The sequence below is a fragment of the Erythrobacter sp. genome (assembly GCF_023653175.1).
In the GTDB taxonomy this organism is placed as follows: Bacteria; Pseudomonadota; Alphaproteobacteria; order Sphingomonadales; family Sphingomonadaceae; genus Erythrobacter.
In genome coordinates this window covers 1-20193 of the sequence record NZ_JAMNXL010000047.1, presented here as the reverse complement: position 1 = coordinate 20193, position 20193 = coordinate 1, and the positions used below count along the sequence as shown (strand labels likewise).

Annotated in this window: 26 protein-coding genes; 11 read left to right on the top strand and 15 right to left on the bottom strand. The window is 66.5% G+C overall.

What is annotated here, in order from left to right; all coding sequences use genetic code 11:
- On the top strand, positions 1-449 hold a 449-nt coding region (locus tag NBV68_RS07500; RefSeq protein WP_296308483.1), incomplete at its 5' end, for a DnaJ domain-containing protein.
- Between the two features lie 3 nt (positions 450-452).
- Here NBV68_RS07500 and NBV68_RS07495 read toward each other — a convergent pair.
- The 3 genes from NBV68_RS07495 to NBV68_RS07485 are packed head-to-tail and all read right to left on the bottom strand — an operon-like array spanning position 453 to position 2300.
- A complete protein-coding gene (locus NBV68_RS07495) occupies positions 453-803 on the bottom strand; it encodes a GFA family protein (protein WP_296308482.1) in 351 nt (116 codons plus the stop codon).
- Positions 800-1438 carry a glutathione S-transferase family protein gene (locus tag NBV68_RS07490; protein WP_296308481.1) on the bottom strand — a complete coding sequence of 213 codons (639 nt, stop codon included), beginning with the start codon at positions 1436-1438 and terminating at the stop codon, positions 800-802. Before NBV68_RS07490 ends, NBV68_RS07495 begins: the two co-directional genes overlap by 4 nt.
- Before the next feature lie 22 nt (positions 1439-1460).
- Entirely contained in the window at positions 1461-2300 is an 840-nt protein-coding gene (locus NBV68_RS07485; protein ID WP_296308480.1) for an oxygenase MpaB family protein, read from the bottom strand.
- 86 nt (positions 2301-2386) lie between these two features.
- On the opposite strand from NBV68_RS07485, the gene NBV68_RS07480 reads away from it, so the two are divergent.
- The 4 genes from NBV68_RS07480 (at position 2387) to NBV68_RS07465 (ending at position 7334) form a co-directional block, all read left to right on the top strand.
- On the top strand, positions 2387-3070 hold the full coding sequence (locus NBV68_RS07480; protein ID WP_296308479.1) for a cupin domain-containing protein: 684 nt from the start codon (positions 2387-2389) through the stop codon (positions 3068-3070).
- 76 nt (positions 3071-3146) lie between these two features.
- Positions 3147-4136 (top strand): AAA family ATPase, encoded by a 990-nt coding sequence (locus NBV68_RS07475; RefSeq protein WP_296308477.1) that lies wholly within the window; start codon positions 3147-3149, stop codon positions 4134-4136.
- A 70-nt stretch (positions 4137-4206) separates the two neighbouring features.
- Positions 4207-5073: a hypothetical protein gene (locus NBV68_RS07470; protein ID WP_296308475.1), complete on the top strand. Its 867-nt coding sequence runs from the start codon at positions 4207-4209 to the stop codon at positions 5071-5073.
- Positions 5074-5156: 83 nt separating this feature from the next.
- Positions 5157-7334: a transglycosylase domain-containing protein gene (locus NBV68_RS07465; RefSeq protein ID WP_296308473.1), complete on the top strand. Its 2178-nt coding sequence runs from the start codon at positions 5157-5159 to the stop codon at positions 7332-7334.
- A 9-nt stretch (positions 7335-7343) separates the two neighbouring features.
- Here NBV68_RS07465 and NBV68_RS07460 read toward each other — a convergent pair whose 3' ends face one another.
- The 12 genes from NBV68_RS07460 to pyrE form a co-directional block, all read right to left on the bottom strand.
- Entirely contained in the window at positions 7344-7739 is a 396-nt protein-coding gene (locus NBV68_RS07460) for a PaaI family thioesterase (protein WP_296308471.1), read from the bottom strand.
- Positions 7736-8215, bottom strand: coding sequence for a PaaI family thioesterase (locus NBV68_RS07455; RefSeq protein WP_296308470.1), 480 nt, complete (start codon positions 8213-8215; stop codon positions 7736-7738). Before NBV68_RS07455 ends, NBV68_RS07460 begins: the two co-directional genes overlap by 4 nt.
- A 67-nt stretch (positions 8216-8282) precedes the next feature.
- Positions 8283-8474, bottom strand: a complete 192-nt coding sequence (locus tag NBV68_RS07450) for a hypothetical protein (protein ID WP_296308468.1) — start codon at positions 8472-8474, stop codon at positions 8283-8285.
- Positions 8475-8480: 6 nt separating this feature from the next.
- Entirely contained in the window at positions 8481-8954 is a 474-nt protein-coding gene (gene ruvX / locus NBV68_RS07445; RefSeq protein WP_296308467.1) for a Holliday junction resolvase RuvX, read from the bottom strand.
- Positions 8951-10096, bottom strand: a complete 1146-nt coding sequence (locus tag NBV68_RS07440) for a DUF3089 domain-containing protein (protein ID WP_296308466.1) — start codon at positions 10094-10096, stop codon at positions 8951-8953. Before NBV68_RS07440 ends, ruvX begins: the two co-directional genes overlap by 4 nt.
- A gap of 21 nt (positions 10097-10117) precedes the next feature.
- Positions 10118-11017 carry a signal peptidase I gene (lepB, locus tag NBV68_RS07435; protein WP_296308465.1) on the bottom strand — a complete coding sequence of 300 codons (900 nt, stop codon included), beginning with the start codon at positions 11015-11017 and terminating at the stop codon, positions 10118-10120.
- Between the two features lie 9 nt (positions 11018-11026).
- Positions 11027-11431, bottom strand: coding sequence for a holo-ACP synthase (gene acpS, locus NBV68_RS07430; protein ID WP_296308463.1), 405 nt, complete (start codon positions 11429-11431; stop codon positions 11027-11029).
- Complete coding sequence (locus tag NBV68_RS07425) at positions 11428-11724, bottom strand: hypothetical protein (RefSeq protein WP_296308462.1); 297 nt, start codon at positions 11722-11724, stop codon at positions 11428-11430. The genes acpS and NBV68_RS07425 overlap by 4 nt, the downstream gene beginning before the upstream one ends.
- Positions 11721-12008 carry a pyridoxal phosphate biosynthetic protein gene (locus NBV68_RS07420; RefSeq protein WP_296308460.1) on the bottom strand — a complete coding sequence of 96 codons (288 nt, stop codon included), beginning with the start codon at positions 12006-12008 and terminating at the stop codon, positions 11721-11723. The genes NBV68_RS07425 and NBV68_RS07420 overlap by 4 nt, the downstream gene beginning before the upstream one ends.
- Before the next feature lie 10 nt (positions 12009-12018).
- Positions 12019-12768 (bottom strand): pyridoxine 5'-phosphate synthase, encoded by a 750-nt coding sequence (locus tag NBV68_RS07415; protein ID WP_296308458.1) that lies wholly within the window; start codon positions 12766-12768, stop codon positions 12019-12021.
- Complete coding sequence (locus NBV68_RS07410) at positions 12765-13841, bottom strand: serine hydrolase domain-containing protein (protein WP_296308456.1); 1077 nt, start codon at positions 13839-13841, stop codon at positions 12765-12767. Before NBV68_RS07410 ends, NBV68_RS07415 begins: the two co-directional genes overlap by 4 nt.
- An 8-nt stretch (positions 13842-13849) precedes the next feature.
- Positions 13850-14431 (bottom strand): orotate phosphoribosyltransferase, encoded by a 582-nt coding sequence (pyrE, locus tag NBV68_RS07405; protein ID WP_296308454.1) that lies wholly within the window; start codon positions 14429-14431, stop codon positions 13850-13852.
- 247 nt (positions 14432-14678) lie between these two features.
- On the opposite strand from pyrE, the gene coxB reads away from it, so the two are divergent.
- From coxB to NBV68_RS07375, 6 genes are all read left to right on the top strand, one after another.
- Positions 14679-15731, top strand: coding sequence for a cytochrome c oxidase subunit II (gene coxB / locus NBV68_RS07400; protein WP_296308453.1), 1053 nt, complete (start codon positions 14679-14681; stop codon positions 15729-15731).
- Between the two features lie 37 nt (positions 15732-15768).
- A complete protein-coding gene (gene ctaD / locus NBV68_RS07395) occupies positions 15769-17481 on the top strand; it encodes a cytochrome c oxidase subunit I (protein WP_296308452.1) in 1713 nt (570 codons plus the stop codon).
- 96 nt (positions 17482-17577) lie between these two features.
- Complete coding sequence (locus NBV68_RS07390; RefSeq protein ID WP_296308451.1) at positions 17578-18504, top strand: heme o synthase; 927 nt, start codon at positions 17578-17580, stop codon at positions 18502-18504.
- Entirely contained in the window at positions 18501-18632 is a 132-nt protein-coding gene (locus tag NBV68_RS07385) for a hypothetical protein (protein WP_296308449.1), read from the top strand. The genes NBV68_RS07390 and NBV68_RS07385 overlap by 4 nt, the downstream gene beginning before the upstream one ends.
- Positions 18632-19231 carry a cytochrome c oxidase assembly protein gene (locus tag NBV68_RS07380; RefSeq protein WP_296308448.1) on the top strand — a complete coding sequence of 200 codons (600 nt, stop codon included), beginning with the start codon at positions 18632-18634 and terminating at the stop codon, positions 19229-19231. The genes NBV68_RS07385 and NBV68_RS07380 overlap by 1 nt, the downstream gene beginning before the upstream one ends.
- Positions 19232-19262: 31 nt before the next feature.
- Positions 19263-20132: a cytochrome c oxidase subunit 3 gene (locus NBV68_RS07375; protein ID WP_296308447.1), complete on the top strand. Its 870-nt coding sequence runs from the start codon at positions 19263-19265 to the stop codon at positions 20130-20132.
- Positions 20133-20193: the final 61 nt, after the last annotated feature.

Here is a 20193-nt window from a genome sequence, read left to right as displayed (position 1 = left end):
TGCGCGAATTCAACGCCGGATATGACTGGTTCGAAGGGATGAGCGCCGAGGAAATCCTGCGCGCCCAGTCGCCGATCGCCGGGTGGCAAACCGAAAGCCGCGTGTTCCGCCCCACGGCGGGAATTGCCGACGGCCCGCGCTGGGCCGACTATGCCGATCCGCTCGACGCCATCGCCGCCCGCGCGCGCGGCATCAAGTCGCGCGCCGAGCGTGATGCCAAGGCAGCGCATGACTTCGCGCGGGCGCGCTTCAGCCGCGAGGAGGCCGCCGCGCTCGAGGTGATGGGCCTCGGCTCCGACACTGACCGCACCCGCCTGCGCCGCCGCTATTCCGAGCTCGTGCGCCGCTACCACCCCGATCGCAACGGCGGCGACCGCGCCCACGAGGCGCAGCTCACCGCGGTGGTCGACGCTTACCAGATCCTCAAGAAGAGCGTCGCCTTCGCCTGAGCTTCACAGGCTCGCGCCATCCACCGCGTGAATCGCCAGCGCGTCAAGATCGCATTCAGGCACGCAGCGCAGATTGACCGCGACCATGGTGTTGCCCTGGCCATCGCTGCCGGTTCCGAAGGGCGAACAGCCGCAGGCGCTGCAGAAGTGGTGGTGGATCATGTGCTTGTTGAAGGTGTAGTCCGCCAGCGTCCCCTTGGGTGCCGAGATTTGGGCGTCGGCAGCGGCGACGAAGTGCAGCACGTGCCCCTTGCGACGGCAGATCGAACAGTTGCAGGTCATCCCGCTCTCGGGCAGGTCGCCGTCGATTTCGGCGCTGATCGCGCCGCAGTGGCAGCTGGTGGTGTAGCTCATGCCTGTGCTCCTTCCTGCGCCGCCTTGATGATCGCGGCATCGATGGCGTTGGCCTCGCCATAGGCGGGACGCTGGGTGATCCGCTCGACATAGGCGCGGAAACTCGGCCGCTCGGGGATCGAGCCGAACCGAAGGCCCCACACGAATTGGCTGCCCACGTAAGTGTCGGCCATTGTGAAGCGGCTGCCGGCCGCGAAATCATTGGCCGAAAGCCAGCTGTCGAGCGCGTCCAGCGTCAGTTCGAAGCTGCCGAAGCCCGCCATTCCGGTCTTGCCCTCGGGCACCTGCCAGCCCATCGCCTGCGCGACCACCGCCTGCTCGAGCGGTCCGGCGGCGAAGAACAGCCAGCGGAAATAGGCGGCCTTCTCATGCGCGTCGGGCAGGAGGCCTGCGTCGGGGTGCGTTTCGGCGAGATAGTGGTTGATCGCGGCGCATTCGGTGACGACGTGATCGTGGCCACCATGATGGTGGACGAGCGCGGGGACCTTGTTCATCGGGTTGACGGTCCTGAAGGCCTCGGGCCGCGTGGCCCAGTCCATCACGACATGCTCGTAATCAGCGCCCGCCTCGTGCAGCGCCCAGCGCGAAATCTGACCGCGGCTCATGGCGACGGTGTAGAAGGTGAATTCGGCCATAGGTGTCCTCTCCCTTGCAAATTCAGGTCTGCCGGAACGCCCAGCGCAAGGTGCGGCCCATGCCCCAGGTGGCGGCACGTGCCGGCAGTGCGGTGAGCACCGGGCGCTGGAGGCTGAGCATCGCCCGCGCCCAGTCGGGCAGCATGGCGACGGCGTCAGCGGTGATCATCGTCTGCACGGCAAGCGGCGTGCCGGGCGGGCGCTGCGCGAGCACCAGCTGCGCCACCTCGCGCGCTTCCTTCGAGGTGGCAAGATCATGGCGCAACTCGCGGAAAATCCTGTCTGCCTCCGCCCGCGTCTCGGGGACCGGATCGGCGCCAAGGGCGCGGGCGATGACCGCAAACTGGCGGTAATATTCGTCCTGCTCGCCCGCCGGCATGGCGGGGCGGACATGGCGGATGTAGCCCGCCAGAAAGCTCTGCGCCTCGGTGACATGCACCCAGGCAAGGGTGCGCGGATTGGTCGCCTCGTAACGCGTGCCATCGGGCAGGATGCCGCCGACCTTCGCGTGAATGCGGTTGACCCGCTCGATCGCCTTCATCGCCTCGTCGCGATGACCGAAGGTGGTGACTGCAATGAACCGCGCCGTCCTGCGCAGTCGCCCGTGCATGTCCTCGCGGAAATTCGAGTGGTCGAGCACGCCCTGCAAGGCATGCGGGTGGAGCATCTGGAGCAGCAGCGCGCGCACCCCGCCGGTCATCATCCCGACGATATCGGCGTGAACCTGCCGGATCGGCGTGTCGCGGGGGAACAGCGCGTCGTCGGAAGGCGGGGTGGGGGTCTGACCGGCGCTGGCATCGTGGAACACGCCGCGCACCTGCGATACCAGCCTGAGGCGCAACGATTCGACTGGATCGGGCATTTCCCCAGCAATTTAGTCACTGTGATCGCATTTATCGAGCGATCATCGCCCTTTTTTCGAACGCTCCGACGCCTATTTCGCGAACCATGCAGATCAACGCCGACTTCGCCGCCCCCGTGATCGTCGCGACCGACAGCCTGCCTTGGCAAGCCTCCCCCATGAAGGGTGTCGACCGGCGCATGCTCGACCGCATCGGCGGCGAGGTCGCGCGGGCGACCAGCATCGTGCGCTATGCGCCGGGCAGCACCTTCCCGGGCCATGTCCATGCGGGAGGCGAGGAATTCATCGTCCTCGAAGGCGTGTTCCAGGACGAGCATGGCGACTACCCGGCGGGCACCTATGTGCGCAATCCGGTCGGGACGGCGCATGTGCCGGGCTCGGCGCCGGGGTGCACGATCTTCGTCAAGCTGTGGCAGTTCGATCCTGAGGACCGGGCGCAGTTCGCGCTCGACCTCGGCGCGCTCCCGCTCGTGCCGGACCCGGCGCGCGCGGGGATTGCCGGCGCGGTCCTCAGCGCGCGCGCCGACGAGGACGTGCAGCTCGAGGTGTGGGAACCGGGCGCGAGCGACACGCTGGCCGCGCGCGGCGGCTTCGAGTTGCTGGTGCTCGAAGGCAGCCTCGCCCATGCTGGGGGCACGCTCGACCGGCACGACTGGGCGCGTTTCCCCGAAGGCTTGAGCCTGCCGCTGGTTGCGGGCCCGGACGGCGCGCGGGTGTGGATCAAGCGCGGACACCTCGCCGCGATCCGGCTGCCGCACGCGGCGGCCTGACTTGCAAAATAAGCAGGCCCCGGAAGGCAAAGCATCGCTTGCAGCAGCGCGCCTTGCGCTCTAACCGAACGCCACGATGACTGCACCCTCCCGCTCCACTGTCGCCGGCGCCAGCGCCATGCCCAACCAGCCCGACACCACGGTCGACGTCCGCGAGGTCTTCGGCATCGATGTCGACTGGCAGGTTCCCGCCTTTTCGCAGGCCAGCGAGCACGTGCCCGAGACCGACGGCGCCTATGTGTTCGATCCGGACACCACGCTGGCGATCCTCGCAGGCTTTGCGCACAACCGCCGGGTGATGGTGCAGGGCTATCACGGCACCGGCAAGTCGACCCACATCGAACAGGTCGCAGCCCGGCTCGGCTGGCCGAGCATCCGCGTCAACCTCGATGCCCATATCAGCCGTATCGACCTTATCGGGCGCGATGCGATCGTGCTGAAGGACGGGCTGCAGGTCACCGAGTTCAAGGAAGGCATCCTGCCCTGGGCGCTCCAGCACCCGGTGGCGCTGACCTTCGACGAATATGACGCGGGCCGCCCCGACGTGATGTTCGTGATCCAGCGCATCCTCGAATTCGATGGCCGCCTGACCCTGCTCGACCAGAACCGCGTGATCACGCCAAACCCGTTCTTCCGCCTGTTCGCGACCACCAACACCGTGGGCCTCGGCGACACCAGCGGGCTCTATCACGGCACGCAGGCGATCAACCAGGCGCAGATGGACCGCTGGAACATCGTCGTGGCGCTCAACTACCTCAAGCCCGAGGTCGAGCAGCAGATCGTCAAGTCGAAGACCCCCAAGGCCGACGACAAGCTGATCGCCGACATGGTCAAGGTCGCCGAGCTCACCCGTCAGGGCTTCATGAACGGCGACATCTCGACCGTGATGAGCCCGCGCACGGTGATCACCTGGGCCCAGAACGCCGCGATCTTCGGCTCGACCGGCTTCGCCTTCCGCCTCAGCTTCCTCAACAAGTGCGACGAGGCCGAGCGCACACTGGTTGCCGAATACTACCAGCGCGTGTTTGGCGAGGACCTTCCGGAAGGCGCGGGCAAGAAGCGCTAGGGTCAAGCTTGCTGATTGCGGCAAGCTGCGCAAATCGCTAGCGTTCCGTCCGGAAATCTGACCGGGGGGAATGACGTTGCGACCGCTGCTTGCCACCTTGCCGGTGCCCGCTGTTCTGTTCGCCTGTGCTGGCCCTGCCATGGCACAGCAGAACCTGCCCGACCGGATCGAATCCCCGGTCCTGTTCTTCCCCGCCGACGTCGAGGCAGTCGAACGCAAGGCCACCGAGGGCGAGATATTCCTCACCATCCCGCTGCGCTGGGCCTTTTCGGGCAAGCTTGACCGCGATGTGGAGGTCGTGGCCGGTGAGCACCGCGCCACCTTGCGTGCGGGCGAGCTGCTTCCCAAGGTGCTGATCCCCGCCCCCGGCAAGACCAACGAGGGCCGCTTCCTGTTCTGCACCCGCAACAAGGTGATCGAGGAGCGCAAAGGTGCCGCGCCGCTTGCCGCGCTGGTCGATTCGCTGCGCGACAGCCTGCGGGATGCGCAGTTCTGCGTCGAGGACACCGATGCCGACGGCAAGGTCGATCGCGGCGTGGTACTCGGCAAGAGCAGGACCGAGATCGCCGGCGAGAATTTTCCGCCCGCCACAGTGACCGAGTTCGCCAACGAGATCATCCCCGGGAGCGGGGACCGGGTCGACATCAAGCTCGACGCGGTGGGCAAGAAGCGCTCGCGACTGCTCGTCGCGGTCTGGCAGAACGGCGGTCCGCGTCCGTTCAGCGAGATGCAGAGCGGACGGTTCTTTGCTGAAGCCTTCCCCTCGATCGAGCACAAGACCGGCTTTCCGGCCGCGACCACGGTGTTCGGCGTGCGCGTCTCGGTGCTCGCCGTCGAGCCGGCGGCCAACACCGCGACCCTCGGCTGGCGCCCGTTGGCTGGGCGCCGCGAATACGTCGTCATCCCGCGCGTTACCAACATCTCCTTCAGGTATTGAGGCGCGAGGGATTGCGGGCGATTTGTCCGGCCTCTCAAGCCGCTTGCTTGCCAGTGTCCTAGACTGGTAACACAGCGTCAACCATGGCGTTCTTCGACCGATTCTGGAAAGGCTCCCGCTCTCGCGCAGACGAGGGTGCTGGCACGCGTGCCGGGTTCTTCCCGCTCTACGAATCCACCCGCCCCGTCGATGATGACGAGGACGACGACGACCTCCCCCGTCCGCGCGTCTCGGCAAATCCTGCCTTCGATGAATGGGACGCCAAGCTCGCCGGGGTGGACGAGGCGCTCGCCGCTACCGAGAAGAAGCGCCTGCGCTGGTGGCAGCGCGATTACTGGCGCAGCCGCAGCAAGCTGTGGTGGACGGGGCGGGGCATCCTCGCCACCTTCGCGGTCCTCGCCCTTCTGATCGGCTGGCTGACTTTCACCGCGCCGCTCTCCAAGAGCCTCGAGCCTATCGCCCCGCCGCAGGTGACGTTGCTCGCCAGCGACGGCACGCCGATCGCGCGGCAGGGGGCGATCGTCGAGGCGCCGGTCAAGGTCAAGGACCTGCCGCCGCATGTGGTGGAGGCCTTCATTGCCATCGAGGACCGGAGGTTCTACTCCCATTGGGGCATCGACCCGCGCGGCATCGCCCGGGCGGCGTGGACGGGTTATGGCGGGGGCTCGACGATCACCCAGCAGCTCGCCAAGTTCACCTTCCTCACCCCCGAGCAGAGCATCACCCGCAAGGCCCGCGAGGCGCTGATCGCGCTGTGGCTGGAGGGCTGGCTGACCAAGGACGAGATCCTCGAGCGCTATCTCTCCAACGCCTATTTCGGCGACAACCAATATGGTTTGCGCGCCGCCAGCCTGCACTACTTCTACCGCCAGCCCGAGAAGCTGCGCCCCGAACAGGCGGCGATGCTGGCGGGGCTGCTGCAGGCGCCGTCGCGCTATGCGCCGACCAAGCATTACGACAAGGCCAAGGCGCGGATGGAGCTGGTGGTCAAGTCGATGGTGGACGAAGGCTACCTCACCCCCGCCGAGGCCAAGGCGCTGCCCGATCCGCGCATCGACGTGCGCACCCGCGACGACAACCTGCCGACCGGCACCTACTTCGCCGACTGGGCCCTGCCGCTGGCGCGCGAGGGGATGGAGGCGAGCTATGCGAAGCAGACCCTCACCACCACGCTGGATTCGCGGCTCCAGGCGCTCGCCAGCCGCATCGTCGCCCGTGCTCCGCTCGGGGGTGCGCAGGTTGCGCTGGTGGCGATGCGCAAGAACGGCGAGGTGGTGGCGATGGTCGGCGGGCGCGACTACGGCAAATCGCCCTTCAACCGCGCCACGCAGGCGCGCCGCCAGCCCGGATCGACCTTCAAGACCCTCGTCTATCTGACCGCGCTGGAAGAGGGCTGGGAGCCGGGCGACACCATCCCCAACACCCCGATCACGCAAGGCAGCTACCGCCCCAAGAACGCGCGCGAGCAGTACTCGGACCAGATCAGGCTCGAGGACGCCTTCGCCACCTCGAGCAATGTCGCGGCGGTCAGGCTGTTCCAGGCGGTGGGCAGCGACAAGGTGATCCGCACCGCGCGCCGTCTCGGCATCACCGCAGCCATGACCGAGGGCGACCCGAGCCTTGCGCTGGGCACCTCCTCGATGACCCTCATGGAGCTCACCGCGGCCTATGCCGGGATCGCGGCCAACGCCTACCCGGTCGAGCCCCACGCCTTCCCGCGCGGCGAGCGTAGCTGGTGGGACTGGATGACGACGGGCTCCAAGTCGATGTCATCAGGCGTCCACGAGGACCTCGAGAGCATGCTGCGCGCCGCGATCAACCGCGGGACGGGGCGGGGGGCCTCGCTGCCGATCGCGAACTACGGCAAGACCGGCACCACCCAGGATTATCGCGACGCGCTGTTCGTGGGCTATGCGGGCGATCTTGTTGTCGGCGTGTGGATCGGCAAGGACGACAACACGCCGCTCGCGGGCGTCACCGGTGGCAGCCTGCCGGCGCGCATCTGGCGCGATTTCATGCTGTCCGCGCTCAAGATCGACGCCGCGCCTGCGCCTGCCGCCGACGACACGCCCGATCCCGAAGGCCCGGTCCAGCCGCTCGACGTGATCGAGGGCGAGATCCCGCTCGGGCAGGACGGCACCCGCCTCAAGGTGGACGAGAACGGTGTCTCGCTTCGGCAGGACGGCGTGCCGCTCGAGGTGCGGGTCGAGGAGGGCGGGGTGGTGGTCAAGCCGGTGACCGCGCCGACACCGCCCTCTTAGGCCTGAGGCCTAGACCATCAGGATATTCATCACAGCTGTCGCAATCGGCCGCGTACGGTCAGCTTGCCACGCCTCGACAGTGACATTGGCATTGCGCCGCCCGAGCCGCGTGATGCGCCCCACCGCGAAGCTCGCTTGGCTCTTGCCCGCAGCGAGATATTGCACGGTGATGTTGATGGGTTTCAGCAGCGGATCGCGCCCGGCCGCGATCAGCGCGGTGCGCAAGGCCGCATAGCCCGCATTCTCCAGCAGCCCCGCGGTCGCCCCGCCGTGGAAGTGCTGCGGGCGGCCCTCGACCATCGGGCCGAAATCGACCGTCAGCACCGGCATCCCGCCCTCGCTTTCGCCGGTCAGCGTCACCCCGAGCGAGCGGGCATAGGCGGGGAGTTCGAGAGCCTCGCTCATGCGCTAGCGCCCCCCTGCAATGCAGGGTTCGTCTCGCGCGGGTCGGCGCCGATGGTCATGAAGCAGCCTGCGACATGCGCGACCGGATCGGCGAGGTCGTCATCATAGGCGATCCCGCGCACGAAGGCCGCCGAGCGCGTGATGCGGTAGCATTCGACGCGCCCGCGCACGCTCGCCCGCTCGCGCGCGGGGCGCTGGTAATCGACGCGCAGGTCGAGAGTCGCGACCGGCTGGAAGGTGCCGCGCGTCTGCCAGATCGCCATGCCGCTCGCCATGTCCATCAGGCTGATGATCGGGCCCGAGGCGAGCACCGGGCGGCTGCGGTCCCCCAGCAGATCCTCGCGCCACGGCAGTTCCAATTCGACCCAGTTGTCGCCCTGATCGGTGAAGCGCAGACCGAGCCAACCGGTATGGCCATGGCGGAAGAACCACTTCGAGGCTTCGCGCGCGTCGAACCGGGGGGTGGGGGTGTTCATGGAGGAGCGCATAGGGGCAAGGTGGCGCGCCGCGCAATGCCTGTTTTGGGAGCCTGAAGAGGCCTTCCTAGGACATGAAGACGACGACGCCCCACACAACCAGCGCCACCACAAGCACGATCAGGAACAGCCGCCAGCAGCCCCGCCGCCGCCGTCGCCGCTCGTCCAAGGCTTCGGCGGCGGCATCCGGGCCAAGCTCGGACAGCACGTCGCCGGCGACCTCGATTGCGCCGCCGATCACTTCCCCTACCGCGTCCAAGGGCATCTACAGGACTCCCCCCGCCAGCCGGTCGATCGCGCCCTGCAAAATCACCGCCGCCGCATGGCTGTCGATCGCGGCGGCGCGCTTGGCGCGGCTCATGTCCTGGCCGATCATCGCGGCCTCGGCAGCCTGGGTCGACCAGCGCTCGTCCCACAGCAGGATCGGGAGCGCGAAGGCCTCGGCGCAGTTGCGGGCATAGGCGCGGGAGGCCTGGGCGCGCGGGCCCTCGGAGCCGTCCATGTTGCGCGGCAGGCCGAGGACGATGCCCTTGACCGACCGCGCCTTGATCAGCGCGGCCAGCGTCTCGCGATCCTTGCCCCACTTGCCGCGCTGGATCGTGGTGCCGTTAGTAGCGAAGCGCCAGCCCGCATCGCAAGTCGCAGTCCCGAGTGTCTTGGTGCCGAGGTCGAGGCCCAACAGCACGCCGCCCGCCTCGCCAACGGCCTCACCGAAGCCGTGCGCGTCCTCGAAGATCAATTGGCGCTCTTCCACGCGCCCACCCGCCGCGCCACATCCGCCTTGGTGTTCGCCCAGAACAGCGGCAGGTCATAGACGTGGTAATTATTGCCCGGCAGCACATAGCTGCCCATCTCCGGTGGGGAGCCGATCAGCAGCAGCCCGCGTTTGTCGCACCGCGCGGGGACAAGGGCAGGGACAAGCGAGCCCTTCTCCATCGAGTCCTCGGGCACCAGCGTGCCCAGGTTGGCGCTCTTGTCCGCCGCGCCGCCGACGAGGCCGGTGAGCGGATTGGTGCAGAGCATCGGCTCATCGCCCGGCGCCGTGCCGTCGAGGGCAGGGGCGCTCGCATAGGCATCGAGCACCAGCGAGGGATCGGCGGGCTCGGCAAAGCTCGACCAGCTTAGGACGCAGCCGGTCTGTTCGGCGGCGGTGCAGGCCGGCGTGCCCATCACGGGCAGGTCATGCAGCGGCGAGACCGGCCAGCCGATCACATAGGCCGCAACCAGCCGCGCGGCGAGCGGGGTTCCCTTCACCTCCTCGGCGATCAGGCGCTTCAAATGCAGCGCCCCTTGCGAATGGCCCGCGAGCACGATCGGGGTCTTCGGGTCGACCGAGGAGAGGAAGAAGCGGAAGGCCTCGCGCACGTCGGCATAGGCGGCGCCCACTGCCTGCCTGCCCTCGGGCGCATCGGTGAGGAAGGCGCCGAAGGTCGCCTGGCGGTAGCGCGGGGCCCAGATCTCGGAAGCGGCGTTGAAAGGGCTCGCCATGCCGCGCAGATAGATGCGGGCGATGCGTTCCGCGTCCGGGTCGCCGCCATTCTCGAGCGGGGCGTTCCAGCTGGCGCGGTTCACGTAGCTGGTGGGGTGGACGAAGAAGACGGCAAACTGCGCCTTGGGCTCGGCCGGGGTGGGGAGCAAGCCGCGGTCGCCTGCATAGGCCGGCTGCCAGCGTGCCGGATCGCTCACTCCGATGCCGGGGCGCGAATACCACAGCGCCGGGCTTTCATAGGCATTGGCCTCGAGCGGCTTGACCGGCGCGAAGGCCACCGAAGGAACCATCGCGAGCCGCGTCAGCTCGGTCGGGAAGCGCGCGAGGAGGAACGCCCCCGCGATCACCAGAATGGTGCAGAAGGCGATGAAATAGAGGAACTTGCGGGCCATTTCGTGCGCGCCCTTTTCCGGTTACTTGGCAGCCTGGCCTTCGGCAATGGCGGGCCGCAACGTGGTCCACGCCCGGTCGCCGCGCAGGCTGGTGAACCAGCTCGCCGGGCTCCAGGTGGTCGAGCCGTCGAGGCTGAAGGTGATGAACTCCGCGCGCCCGCCGATATTGGCGAGCGGCACCGCGCCGCCCAGACCCCGCGGCAACGGCGCGCGGCTGTCGGCCGAAAGATCCCGGTTGTCGCCCATCACGAAGACAGAGTCGGCGGGCACCTTGTAGGGCCCGAAACTGTCGAGTTCCTGGTTGATGAAATCGATGGTGAGGAAGGTCGCGCCGTTGGGGAAGGTCTCGCGCCAGGTCGGCGGGGCGAAATAGTCCTTGCCGTCGGGCCCGGTGCGGCGGAACTCCTCGAAATTGTCGAGGCAGGGGTGCTGGCCGTTGTCGTCCTGGCACATCAGCTCCGCCTCGAAGGGCAGGATGACCTCGGGCACGACCTCGCGCTTCACGGGCGTGCCGTTGAGGATGATCTGGCCGCCGCGCACCTCGATGGTGTCGCCCGGCAACGCGACCACGCGCTTGATGTAATCCTCGTCGCGCATCGGGTGGACGGGGATGACGATGTCGCCATATTCCGGGGTGTCCGGCCAGATGCGGGTGCTCGAGCGGGGCAGGAGGTGGAAGCTCGCCGAGGCCCACGACCAGCCATAGGGATATTTGCTGACCACCAGCCGGTCACCCACCCACAGGCTCGGCATCATCGAGGTCGAGGGGATGTAGAAGGGCTTGGCGACGAGGCTGTGGAACGCCAGGACCGCGAGCAGCATCAGCGCCAGGCCGCGGATCTCGGCGAACCAGTTGATCTTTTCAGGGGCTTCGCTGTCGGTCACTTGCGGGCTTTCGCTTGTTGCAATCGGGGTCGCCATGGGGAGGGCCTAGAGCAGGGGTATGGCTTCGATGATCACGAAGGCCTGTGCCCATGGGTGATCGTCAGTGAGGGTGAGATGAATGCGCGCCTCATGCCCGTGCGGCGTCATTTCTTCAAGCCGCAAAGCCGCGCCGCCCGTGAGCGCAAGCGTCGGCGCGCCCGAAGGCGCATTCACTACACCAATGTCCTTCATGAACACGCCGCGCTTGAACCCGGTGCCGACCGCCTTGCTGAACGCCTCCTTGGCGGCGAAGCGCTTGGCGTAGGTGCCGGCGATGGTGAACGGCCGGCGGCGGGCCTTGGAGATCTCGATGGGGGTGAAAACGCGGTTCTCGAACCGCTCGCCATAGCGGGCGAGCGAATTGGCGATCCGCTCGATGTTGCAGAGGTCGGAGCCGGTGCCGATGATCATGCGAACGCTCCGATTACATGAAGCGGGAGCCCGAGCACTACGAGCATTGTGGTGACTACGACGACTGCCGCAAGTTGCGGGCGTCTGATTAGCCATGCGACAAAAGCGGCCAGCCCGAAACAGCCGCTCAACGTGGCCGGTCCGAACATGATGACTGCTGCATCCAACGAGCTTGCAGCGCCGTGATAAGAGATCAGGGCCAGCAACATCCAGCCAAGCGACGCGACCAGCAGGAGGCCAAACCAGCCACCAATGAGAAACAGCAGGGAGTCGGGCTCTGGCGCGTCCCTCATCCCTTGAACGCCCTTATCACCACTGCCACCAGCAGTCCGATGGCAACCACATGGAGCATCACCTGCGCCTTGAACAGCGGGTGCGCGAAGTCCCCCTTGGCGACGCGGATCGCGCCGACGAAGCCAAAGATCATCAGCGCGATCCAGCCGACCGCGAAGACCATCATGACCTTCTGGCTTAGTGCGAAACCAAGGAAGCCGATGGCGAGCAGGAAAAGCGCGGCCGCGCCGAAGGCCCAGCGCTTCTGCTCGCCGGTTAGGGTGGGGAGTTCGGGTTCGTTCACCGCGCCCCCCTCATCTTGCGGCGTCCATCAACTCGCGCATCCGGCGGATCGCGCCTTCAAGCCCGACGAACACCGCCTCGCCGATCAGGTAGTGGCCGATGTTGAGCTCGGCGATCTGGGGGATGGCGGCGATCGGCTGGACGTTGTCGAAAGTGAGCCCGTGGCCCGCGTGCGGCTCGATCCCGTTCTTGGCGGCGAGCGCGGCCATGTCGGTGATGCGGCGCAGTTCGCGGGTCACCCGCTCGGCGTCATTGTCGAGGAAGGCGTGGGCATATTCGCCGGTGTGGAATTCGACCACCGGCGCGCCGAGCCGCAGGGCGGCGTCCAATTGCCGCTCGTCGGCCTCGATGAAAAGCGAGACGCGGATGCCGGCGGCGCGCAGTTCCTCGCAGATGGGGACGAGGGTGTTGTGCATCCCCGCCGCATCGAGCCCGCCCTCGGTGGTGCGCTCCTCGCGCTTTTCGGGGACGATGCAGGCGGCGTGGGGCTTGTGGCGCAGGGCAATGGCGAGCATTTCCGCCGTGGCGGCCATTTCGAGGTTGAGCGGCAGGTTGGTCGCTGCCTGAATGCGCGCAAGGTCCTCGTCGCGGATATGGCGGCGGTCTTCGCGCAGGTGCGCGGTGATGCCATCGCCGCCGACCGCCGCGACGATCTCGGCCGCGCGCACCGGATCGGGATGATCCCCGCCGCGCGCGTTCCGAATGGTCGCGACGTGATCGATGTTGACGCCGAGGCGAAGGTGGGAGGGGGTCACGGTCATGGGGTTCCTTGCGGGCAGGCGGCGGCCGAGAGGAGGTCGTAGCTGAAACCGCTCCCCTGCCACACTTCACCGAAATCGAAGGGCTTTTCCTGAGCGAAGGCGACCACCGCCATCTGCTTGTCTGGCAGGATGAAATTGCGCACCTGCACCGCGCCGACATCGCCGCGTCGCTCGACAATCTTCACGGGTTCTGCGCAGCCCTTCAAGCGCACCTCGAACACCCATTGGCCGAGCGCCATGTAGCCCAGTGCCGGGTCGCCCTTCCACATTTCGGCCAGCGCCTCCGGGCCGAGCAACTGCCCTCGCATCAGGGCGTTGTCGATGACGATGATGTCGTCAGGCTCGCCATAGAGCCCGGCGGACGCGCCATAGGTCGACAGGTCGACTTCCTCCTCGCGCTTGCCGGCGATGAAGCCCCAGCGGGTGAATTGCTCGCCCGGATAGGCGCCGGCGAACTCGAAGCCGAGGGGGCCTGCGATGTCGCGCATGAACAGCTTGTCCCAGCTTACGCCCGTGACCGCTTCCAGCACCGCGCCCAGCACCATGTAGTCGCAGTTATTGTAGGCCCAGTCGCCGCCCGGTGCGCCGGCGACGGGGCCGGCGCAGAAGCCGGTCACCGGGTCGCGGCTGCCGGTGAAGTCGGTGCGGTAGAACTCCGGCGCATCGGCGGGGTTGGGCAGCCCGGCGCGGTGCTGGAGCAGGTTGCGGATCGTCGCCGTGCCCGCATTGGCCGAGCGGAAGGCGGGGAGGTAAGTCGCAACCGGCTTGTCGAGATCGATCGTCCCTGCCTCGACCTGTTTCATGACAAGGATCGCTATCACCTGCTTGGTGACCGAGGCCCAGCGCCAGGTCAGGCCATCGGGCCAGCCGCGGTCGGGTTCGGGGAGGAGGCCGGTCCAGCTGAAACGGGCGGGGTAATCGTCGCGCGCAGGATCGGTGCTGTCAGAGATGACGATATCGCCCTCGAACTTCGTTGCCCGGATGACCGCGCCCATCTCGTCGATGGGAAAGTCCTTCGCGGCCGCCGCAGCAGGAAGGCTCAGGGCCAGAACGGCGGCGAGGGTGCGGATCATGGGGGGCGCTATTCCTTGCGGCTGCCGGGTTTCGTCACTTCTACGGCTGCCAGCGCCTCGGGGATGTCGCTTTCGTCATAGGTCGGGAAATCGATGGCGAGCAGCGGGTAGAAGGGCACGCCCAGATCGACCGACCCGCAGGAACGGTCGATGATCGCGCACTCGGCGATTACCTCGCCGCCCTCGCGCGCGACCGCGGCGATTGCTTCGCGGCTGGAGAGGCCGGTAGTGACCACGTCCTCGACCATCAGCACCTTGGCACCGGTCGCCAGGGCAAAGCCCCGGCGCAGGTGGAAGACGCCCTCGGGCCGTTCGAGAAACAGCGCATCGAGCCCGAGCACCCGGCCGACCTCGTGGCCGATGATGATCCCGCCCATCGCCGGGGAGACCACCACGTCGATCTTCTCGCGCACTTCGGCAGCGATGGCGGCGACCACGGCTTCGGCGATCCGGGCGGCGCGGGCGGGGTTCATCAGCACCCGCGCGCATTGCAGGTAATGCCCGCTGTGCCGCCCCGAGGAGAGCTTGAAATGGCCCTCGAGCAGCGCGCCAGACCCGCGGAACTCGGCCAGAACTTGCTCTTGATTCACACGCGAACTCCTCGAAAAGTCTAGGGAATGGCACCGACTTGCGCGCGCGGCACGGGCCCATGCATAATTTTCTCCCTAGAAGCGCTTGAGGCCCTCGGCAAGCACGGCTAAGGGCGACGATGAAGCTGGCCCAAGGGTCGGCCAAACGCTGTCTGTCGCGGGTCTCGAGGGGGCCATACGTTCCGGGCAGTATGGGATCAGATTCGAACCACTTGGACACATGCTCATGGGTCAGAGGGACACCCGTATGAAAAATGCTTTCCTGGCAGTGATTGCTGCCGGGCTCGCGGCGTTCATGCCGCTGAGCGCTGCGGCGCAGGACGTTGCCGCGCCCGCAGCCACCGCTGCCGATGCCGGCGCGGTCGAGGGCGCGCAAACCGCGCCCGGTCCCGAGGCCCTGCCCGGCAATCTCACCCCGGCCGAGGCCGGCGCCGCGCCCGCGGGCGAGGGTGTCTACACCCCCATGGCCCCGACCAAGGGCAAGGGCATGCCGACCTCCTACCAGGATGATCCGGTCAAGAGCCTGACTTTCCAGGACCAGTATTCGGCCGACGGCGAATATGCGCTGTGGATGCACGATGTGATCCTGCTGCCGGTGATCACCGCGATCAGCCTGCTGGTGCTCGGCCTGCTGCTTTATGTGGTGGTGCGCTTCAACCGCCGCGCCAATCCGGTGGCCTCGAAGACCACGCACAACACCATGATCGAAGTGGTTTGGACGATCCTGCCGGTGATCATTCTGGTGATCATCGCGGTCCCCTCGATCACCTTGCTGGCCCGCCAGTATGAAACCCCGCCCGCCAATGCCGTCACCATCAAGGCGACCGGCTATCAGTGGTACTGGGGCTACACCTATCCCGATCACGGCGAGATCGAAGTCGTCTCGAACATGCTCGACGAAGCCGCCGCGGCCAAGTCGGGCGAACCGCACCAGTTGGCGGTCGACAACCGCATGGTGGTGCCTGCGGGCGTGCCGCTGCGCATCCAGACCACCGCGAGCGACGTTATCCACGCCTTTGCGGTGCCCTCGCTGTGGTTCAAGATGGACGCGGTGCCGGGGCGTCTCAACGAGAAGATGCTGACCATCAAGCAGCCGGGCGTCTATTACGGCCAGTGTTCCGAGCTGTGCGGCGCGCGTCATGGCTACATGCCGATCGCGATCGAGGCGCTTCCCCCTGCCGAATTCGCCGCGTGGGTGAAGGCGCAGGGCGGCTCGATGCCGGGCGAGGCGGCCTCGGAAGCGGCCCCGGCCGTGCGGCCTGCGGCTGATGCCGTCGCCGCCCCGGCCGACGCCGGTTGAGACAGATTCCAGATCTTACGCAGAAGAGTAGCTGACCATGGCAACCACCGCAGAAGGCTTCGACATTCATCAGGATCACGGGCACGACGCCCATGATCACGCGGACCACAAGCCGGGCTTCTTCGCCCGCTGGTTCATGTCGACCAACCACAAGGACATCGGCACGATGTATCTGATCTTCGCGATCATCGCGGGGATCGTCGGGGGTGCCATTTCCGGCATCATGCGTGTCGAACTGCAGGAGCCGGGTATCCAGTACTTGCAGTGGTGGGCCGAATTCATGGGCGGCGGCAGCGATCTCAACACCGCGCTCCACATGTGGAACGTGTTCATCACCGCGCACGGCCTGATCATGGTGTTCTTCATGGTGATGCCGGCGATGATCGGCGGCTTCGGTAACTGGTTCGTGCCGCTGATGATCGGCGCGCCGGACATGGCCTTTCCGCGCATGAACAATGTCAGCTTCTGGCTGACGGTGGCGGGTTTCGTCAGCCTGCTGTTCTCGCTGTTCGTTCCCGGCGGCACCGGCCCCGGCGCGGGCACCGGCTGGACGGTTTACGCGCCGCTCTCGACGAGCGGTTCGGTCGGCCCGGCGGTCGATTTCGCGATCTTCTCGCTGCACCTTGCGGGCGCCGGTTCGATCCTGGGCGCGACCAACTTCATCACCACCATTTTCAACATGCGCGCGCCGGGCATGACCCTGCACAAGATGCCGCTGTTCGTGTGGTCGGTGCTGGTTACCGCCTTCCTGCTGCTGCTGGCGCTGCCGGTGCTGGCCGCAGCCATCACCATGCTGCTGACCGACCGCAACTTCGGCACGACCTTCTTCAATCCGGCCGGCGGCGGCGATCCGGTGCTCTACCAGCACCTGTTCTGGTTCTTCGGCCACCCGGAAGTCTACATCATGATCCTGCCGGGCTTCGGCATGATCAGCCAGATCGTCGCGACCTTCTCGAAGAAGCCGGTGTTCGGCTATCTCGGCATGGCCTACGCCATGGTCGCGATCGGCGTGGTCGGCTTCATCGTCTGGGCGCACCACATGTACACCGTGGGCCTGGACGTGAACACTAAGATGTACTTCACCGCGGCGACGATGGTGATCGCAGTGCCGACCGGCGTGAAGATCTTCAGCTGGATCGCGACCATGTGGGGCGGCAGCATCAGCTTCAAGTCGCCGATGGTCTGGTCGATGGGCTTCATCTTCCTGTTCACCGTGGGCGGCGTGACCGGCGTGGTGCTCGCCAATGGCGGAATCGACGACAACCTGCACGACACCTACTACGTCGTGGCGCACTTCCACTACGTGCTGTCGATGGGTGCGGTGTTCTCGATGTTCGCCGGCTTCTACTACTGGTTCCCGAAGATGAGCGGGCGGATGCACAGCGAGCTGCTTTCGCACCTCCATTTCTGGACTTTCTTCGTCGGCGTGAACGTGATCTTCTTCCCGCAGCACTTCCTCGGGATGCAGGGCATGCCGCGCCGCTATCCGGACTATGCCGAGGCATTCCACTTCTGGCACCAGATCAGCTCTTACGGCTATTACATCATGGCCGGCTCGATGATCTTCTTCTTCGTCAACATCCTCTACGCGCTGATGGCCGGCAAGAAGGCCGAGGCAAACCCGTGGGGCGAAGGCGCGACGACGCTCGAGTGGACCCTGCCGAGCCCGCCGCCCTACCACCAGTTCGAAACCCTGCCCGTCATCACCGACGCGCACGACTACCACGATCACCGTCCCGCCACCGCGTAAGGCTGGGGCCTGATCGGCTCCTGACCGGAGCGAAATGAACGAGGGGGAGCGCGGGCATTGGTCTCGCGCTCCTTCGCAATGGAACCGATACGGATAATGGCCAGCACCGCACCCCAGACTGCCGTCGTGATGCCCACGGAGTGGCGCGATTTCTTCGCGCTTACCAAGCCGCGGGTGATGACGCTGGTGATCTTCACCGCGATCTGCGGCATGCTGGCAGCGCCCGGCAGCATTCACCCGGTTATCGCTTTCACCGCGATCCTCGCCATCGCCATGGGCGCAGGCGGATCGGCGGTGCTCAACATGTGGTGGGAAGCCGACATCGACGCCGGCATGAAGCGCACCATGAACCGTCCGCTCCCCGGCGGGCGGATGGCGCGCGAGGATGCGCGCGATTTCGGCGTGTTCCTCTCGGGCGTGTCGATCGTGCTGATGGGCCTTGCCGTGGGCTGGCTCGCCGCTGCGCTACTGCTGGGCGCGATCATCTACTACGCCGTGATCTACACCATGTGGCTGAAGCCGCGCACCCCGCAGAACATCGTCATCGGCGGCGGCGCGGGCGCCTTTCCGCCGCTGATCGGCTGGGTTGCGGTCACCGGTGACATCACCGCGATGCCGCTCCTGCTGTTCGCGATCATCTTCTTCTGGACGCCCCCGCATTTCTGGGCGCTCGCGCTGTTCGTGCAGACCGATTACGCCAAGGTCGGCATCCCGATGCTCCCCGTGGTCGCGGGCGAGAAGGTGACGCGCCGCCAGATCATGTTCTACACCCTGCTGCTCGCGCCGATCGCCGTCACGCCGTGGGCGATCGGCGGGACAAGCTGGATCTACGGTTCGGTCGCGGTGGTGCTTTCGGCGCTGTTCGTGGTGCTTGCCATGCCGGTCTTCACCCGCATGCGCGCCGAGACTGACGCGATGACGCCGGAAAAGACCCTGTTCAAGTTCTCGATCGTGTACCTCTTTGTGCTGTTCGCCGCTTTGGTCGCCGACCGTGTGGCGGCCTATCAGGGGCTCATCGCATGACCCCCGACGAAGAGCGCGAATTCCTCCGCCGCCGCAAGGCGCGCAATCTGGTGGTCGCGGGCACATTGCTGTTCTTCGTGGTGCTGTTTTATGCCATCACCATGGTGCGGATCGGAGGGCAGGGCTGATGGCGTCTGCCGCGCCCGCATCGGAGCCCCTCGCGCGCAGCAACCTGCGCGTGGGCGCGCTTGCCTTCATGGGCGCGCTGGCGATGCTCGGGCTCGGCTATGCCTCGGTGCCGCTCTACCGCCTGTTCTGCCAGGTCACCGGCTTCGGCGGCACCACCATGGTCGCCTCGGAGAGCAAGGCCGCCGCTGCCGCCGCCGCGGCCACGGGGCAGAAAATCTCGATCCGCTTCGATGCAACGAGCGCAATGGGCATGCCCTGGACCTTCGAGCCCAGCCAAGCGACCGACACCGTCACCATCGGTGAGCGCGACATCGCGACCTATGTGGCGCGTAACGACAGCGATCATACCATCACCGGTGTCGCCACCTTCAATGTCACGCCCGAACAGGCCGGCAAGTATTTCAACAAGGTCCAGTGCTTCTGCTTCACCGAGCAGACGCTTGCCCCCGGGCAGGAAGTGACCATGCCGGTGCTCTATTTCGTCGATCCGGCGATGCTCGAAGACCCCAACATGGAGGGTGTCGAGCAGATCACGCTGAGCTATACTTTCCACCGCGCCGAGGCGCCGCAGGACGCGGCCCCCCGGAGCACCAATTGATCCGCTAAACCTGAGGGACGGGAACATCCACATGGCTGGCAAGGCAAACCACGATTACCACATTCTCGAACCCGATATCTGGCCGCTCGTCGGCTCGATCGCGGCGTTGACCTTCACCAGCGGCATGGTGCTGAGCTTCCACCCAGACCTGTTCGGGCAGAGCGGCACGATCGTGGCAGGCCTCGGCCTTGCCGGCCTTATTGCGACCTTTTTCATGTGGTTCCGCAACATTGTGATCGAAGCCCAGCGCGGCGATCACACTCCCGTTGTGCAGCTGCACCTGCGCTACGGGATGATCCTGTTCATCGCGTCGGAAGTGATGTTCTTCGTCGGCTGGTTCTGGAGCTTCTTCGATTTCGCGCTGTTCCCGACCGCGCTCGAATATGACCATGCCACCGGCGCCACCACCAGCCTGTTCGGCACCGAGGGTGCGATTGCGACCTTCATTCCCGAAGGCATGGAAGTGCTCGATCCCTTCGCGCTGCCGCTGCTTAACACGCTGATCCTGTTGTGTTCGGGCACCACGGTGACGTGGGCGCACCATTCGCTGATCCACGGCGACCGCGAAGGCCTCAAGCAGGGCCTGTGGGCGACCGTTGCGCTCGGCGTGCTGTTCAGCGCGATCCAGGCCTACGAATATTCGGCCGCGCCTTTCGGCTTCGGCGGGAACACCTATTCCTCGGCCTTCTACATGGCGACCGGCTTCCACGGCTTCCACGTGCTGATCGGGACGATCTTCCTCGCGGTCTGCCTTTATCGCACCTATCTCGGCCACTTCACCCCGCGCCAGCACTTCGGCTTCGAAGCGGCGGCGTGGTACTGGCACTTCGTCGACGTGGTGTGGCTGTTCCTGTTCGTCGCCATCTACGTCTGGGGCGGCTGGGGCGCCGAATACCACTGATGACGCCGGACGAGAGTCCGACGGAAAAGAAGGGGCAGCCGGGATTAGTCTCGGCTGCCCT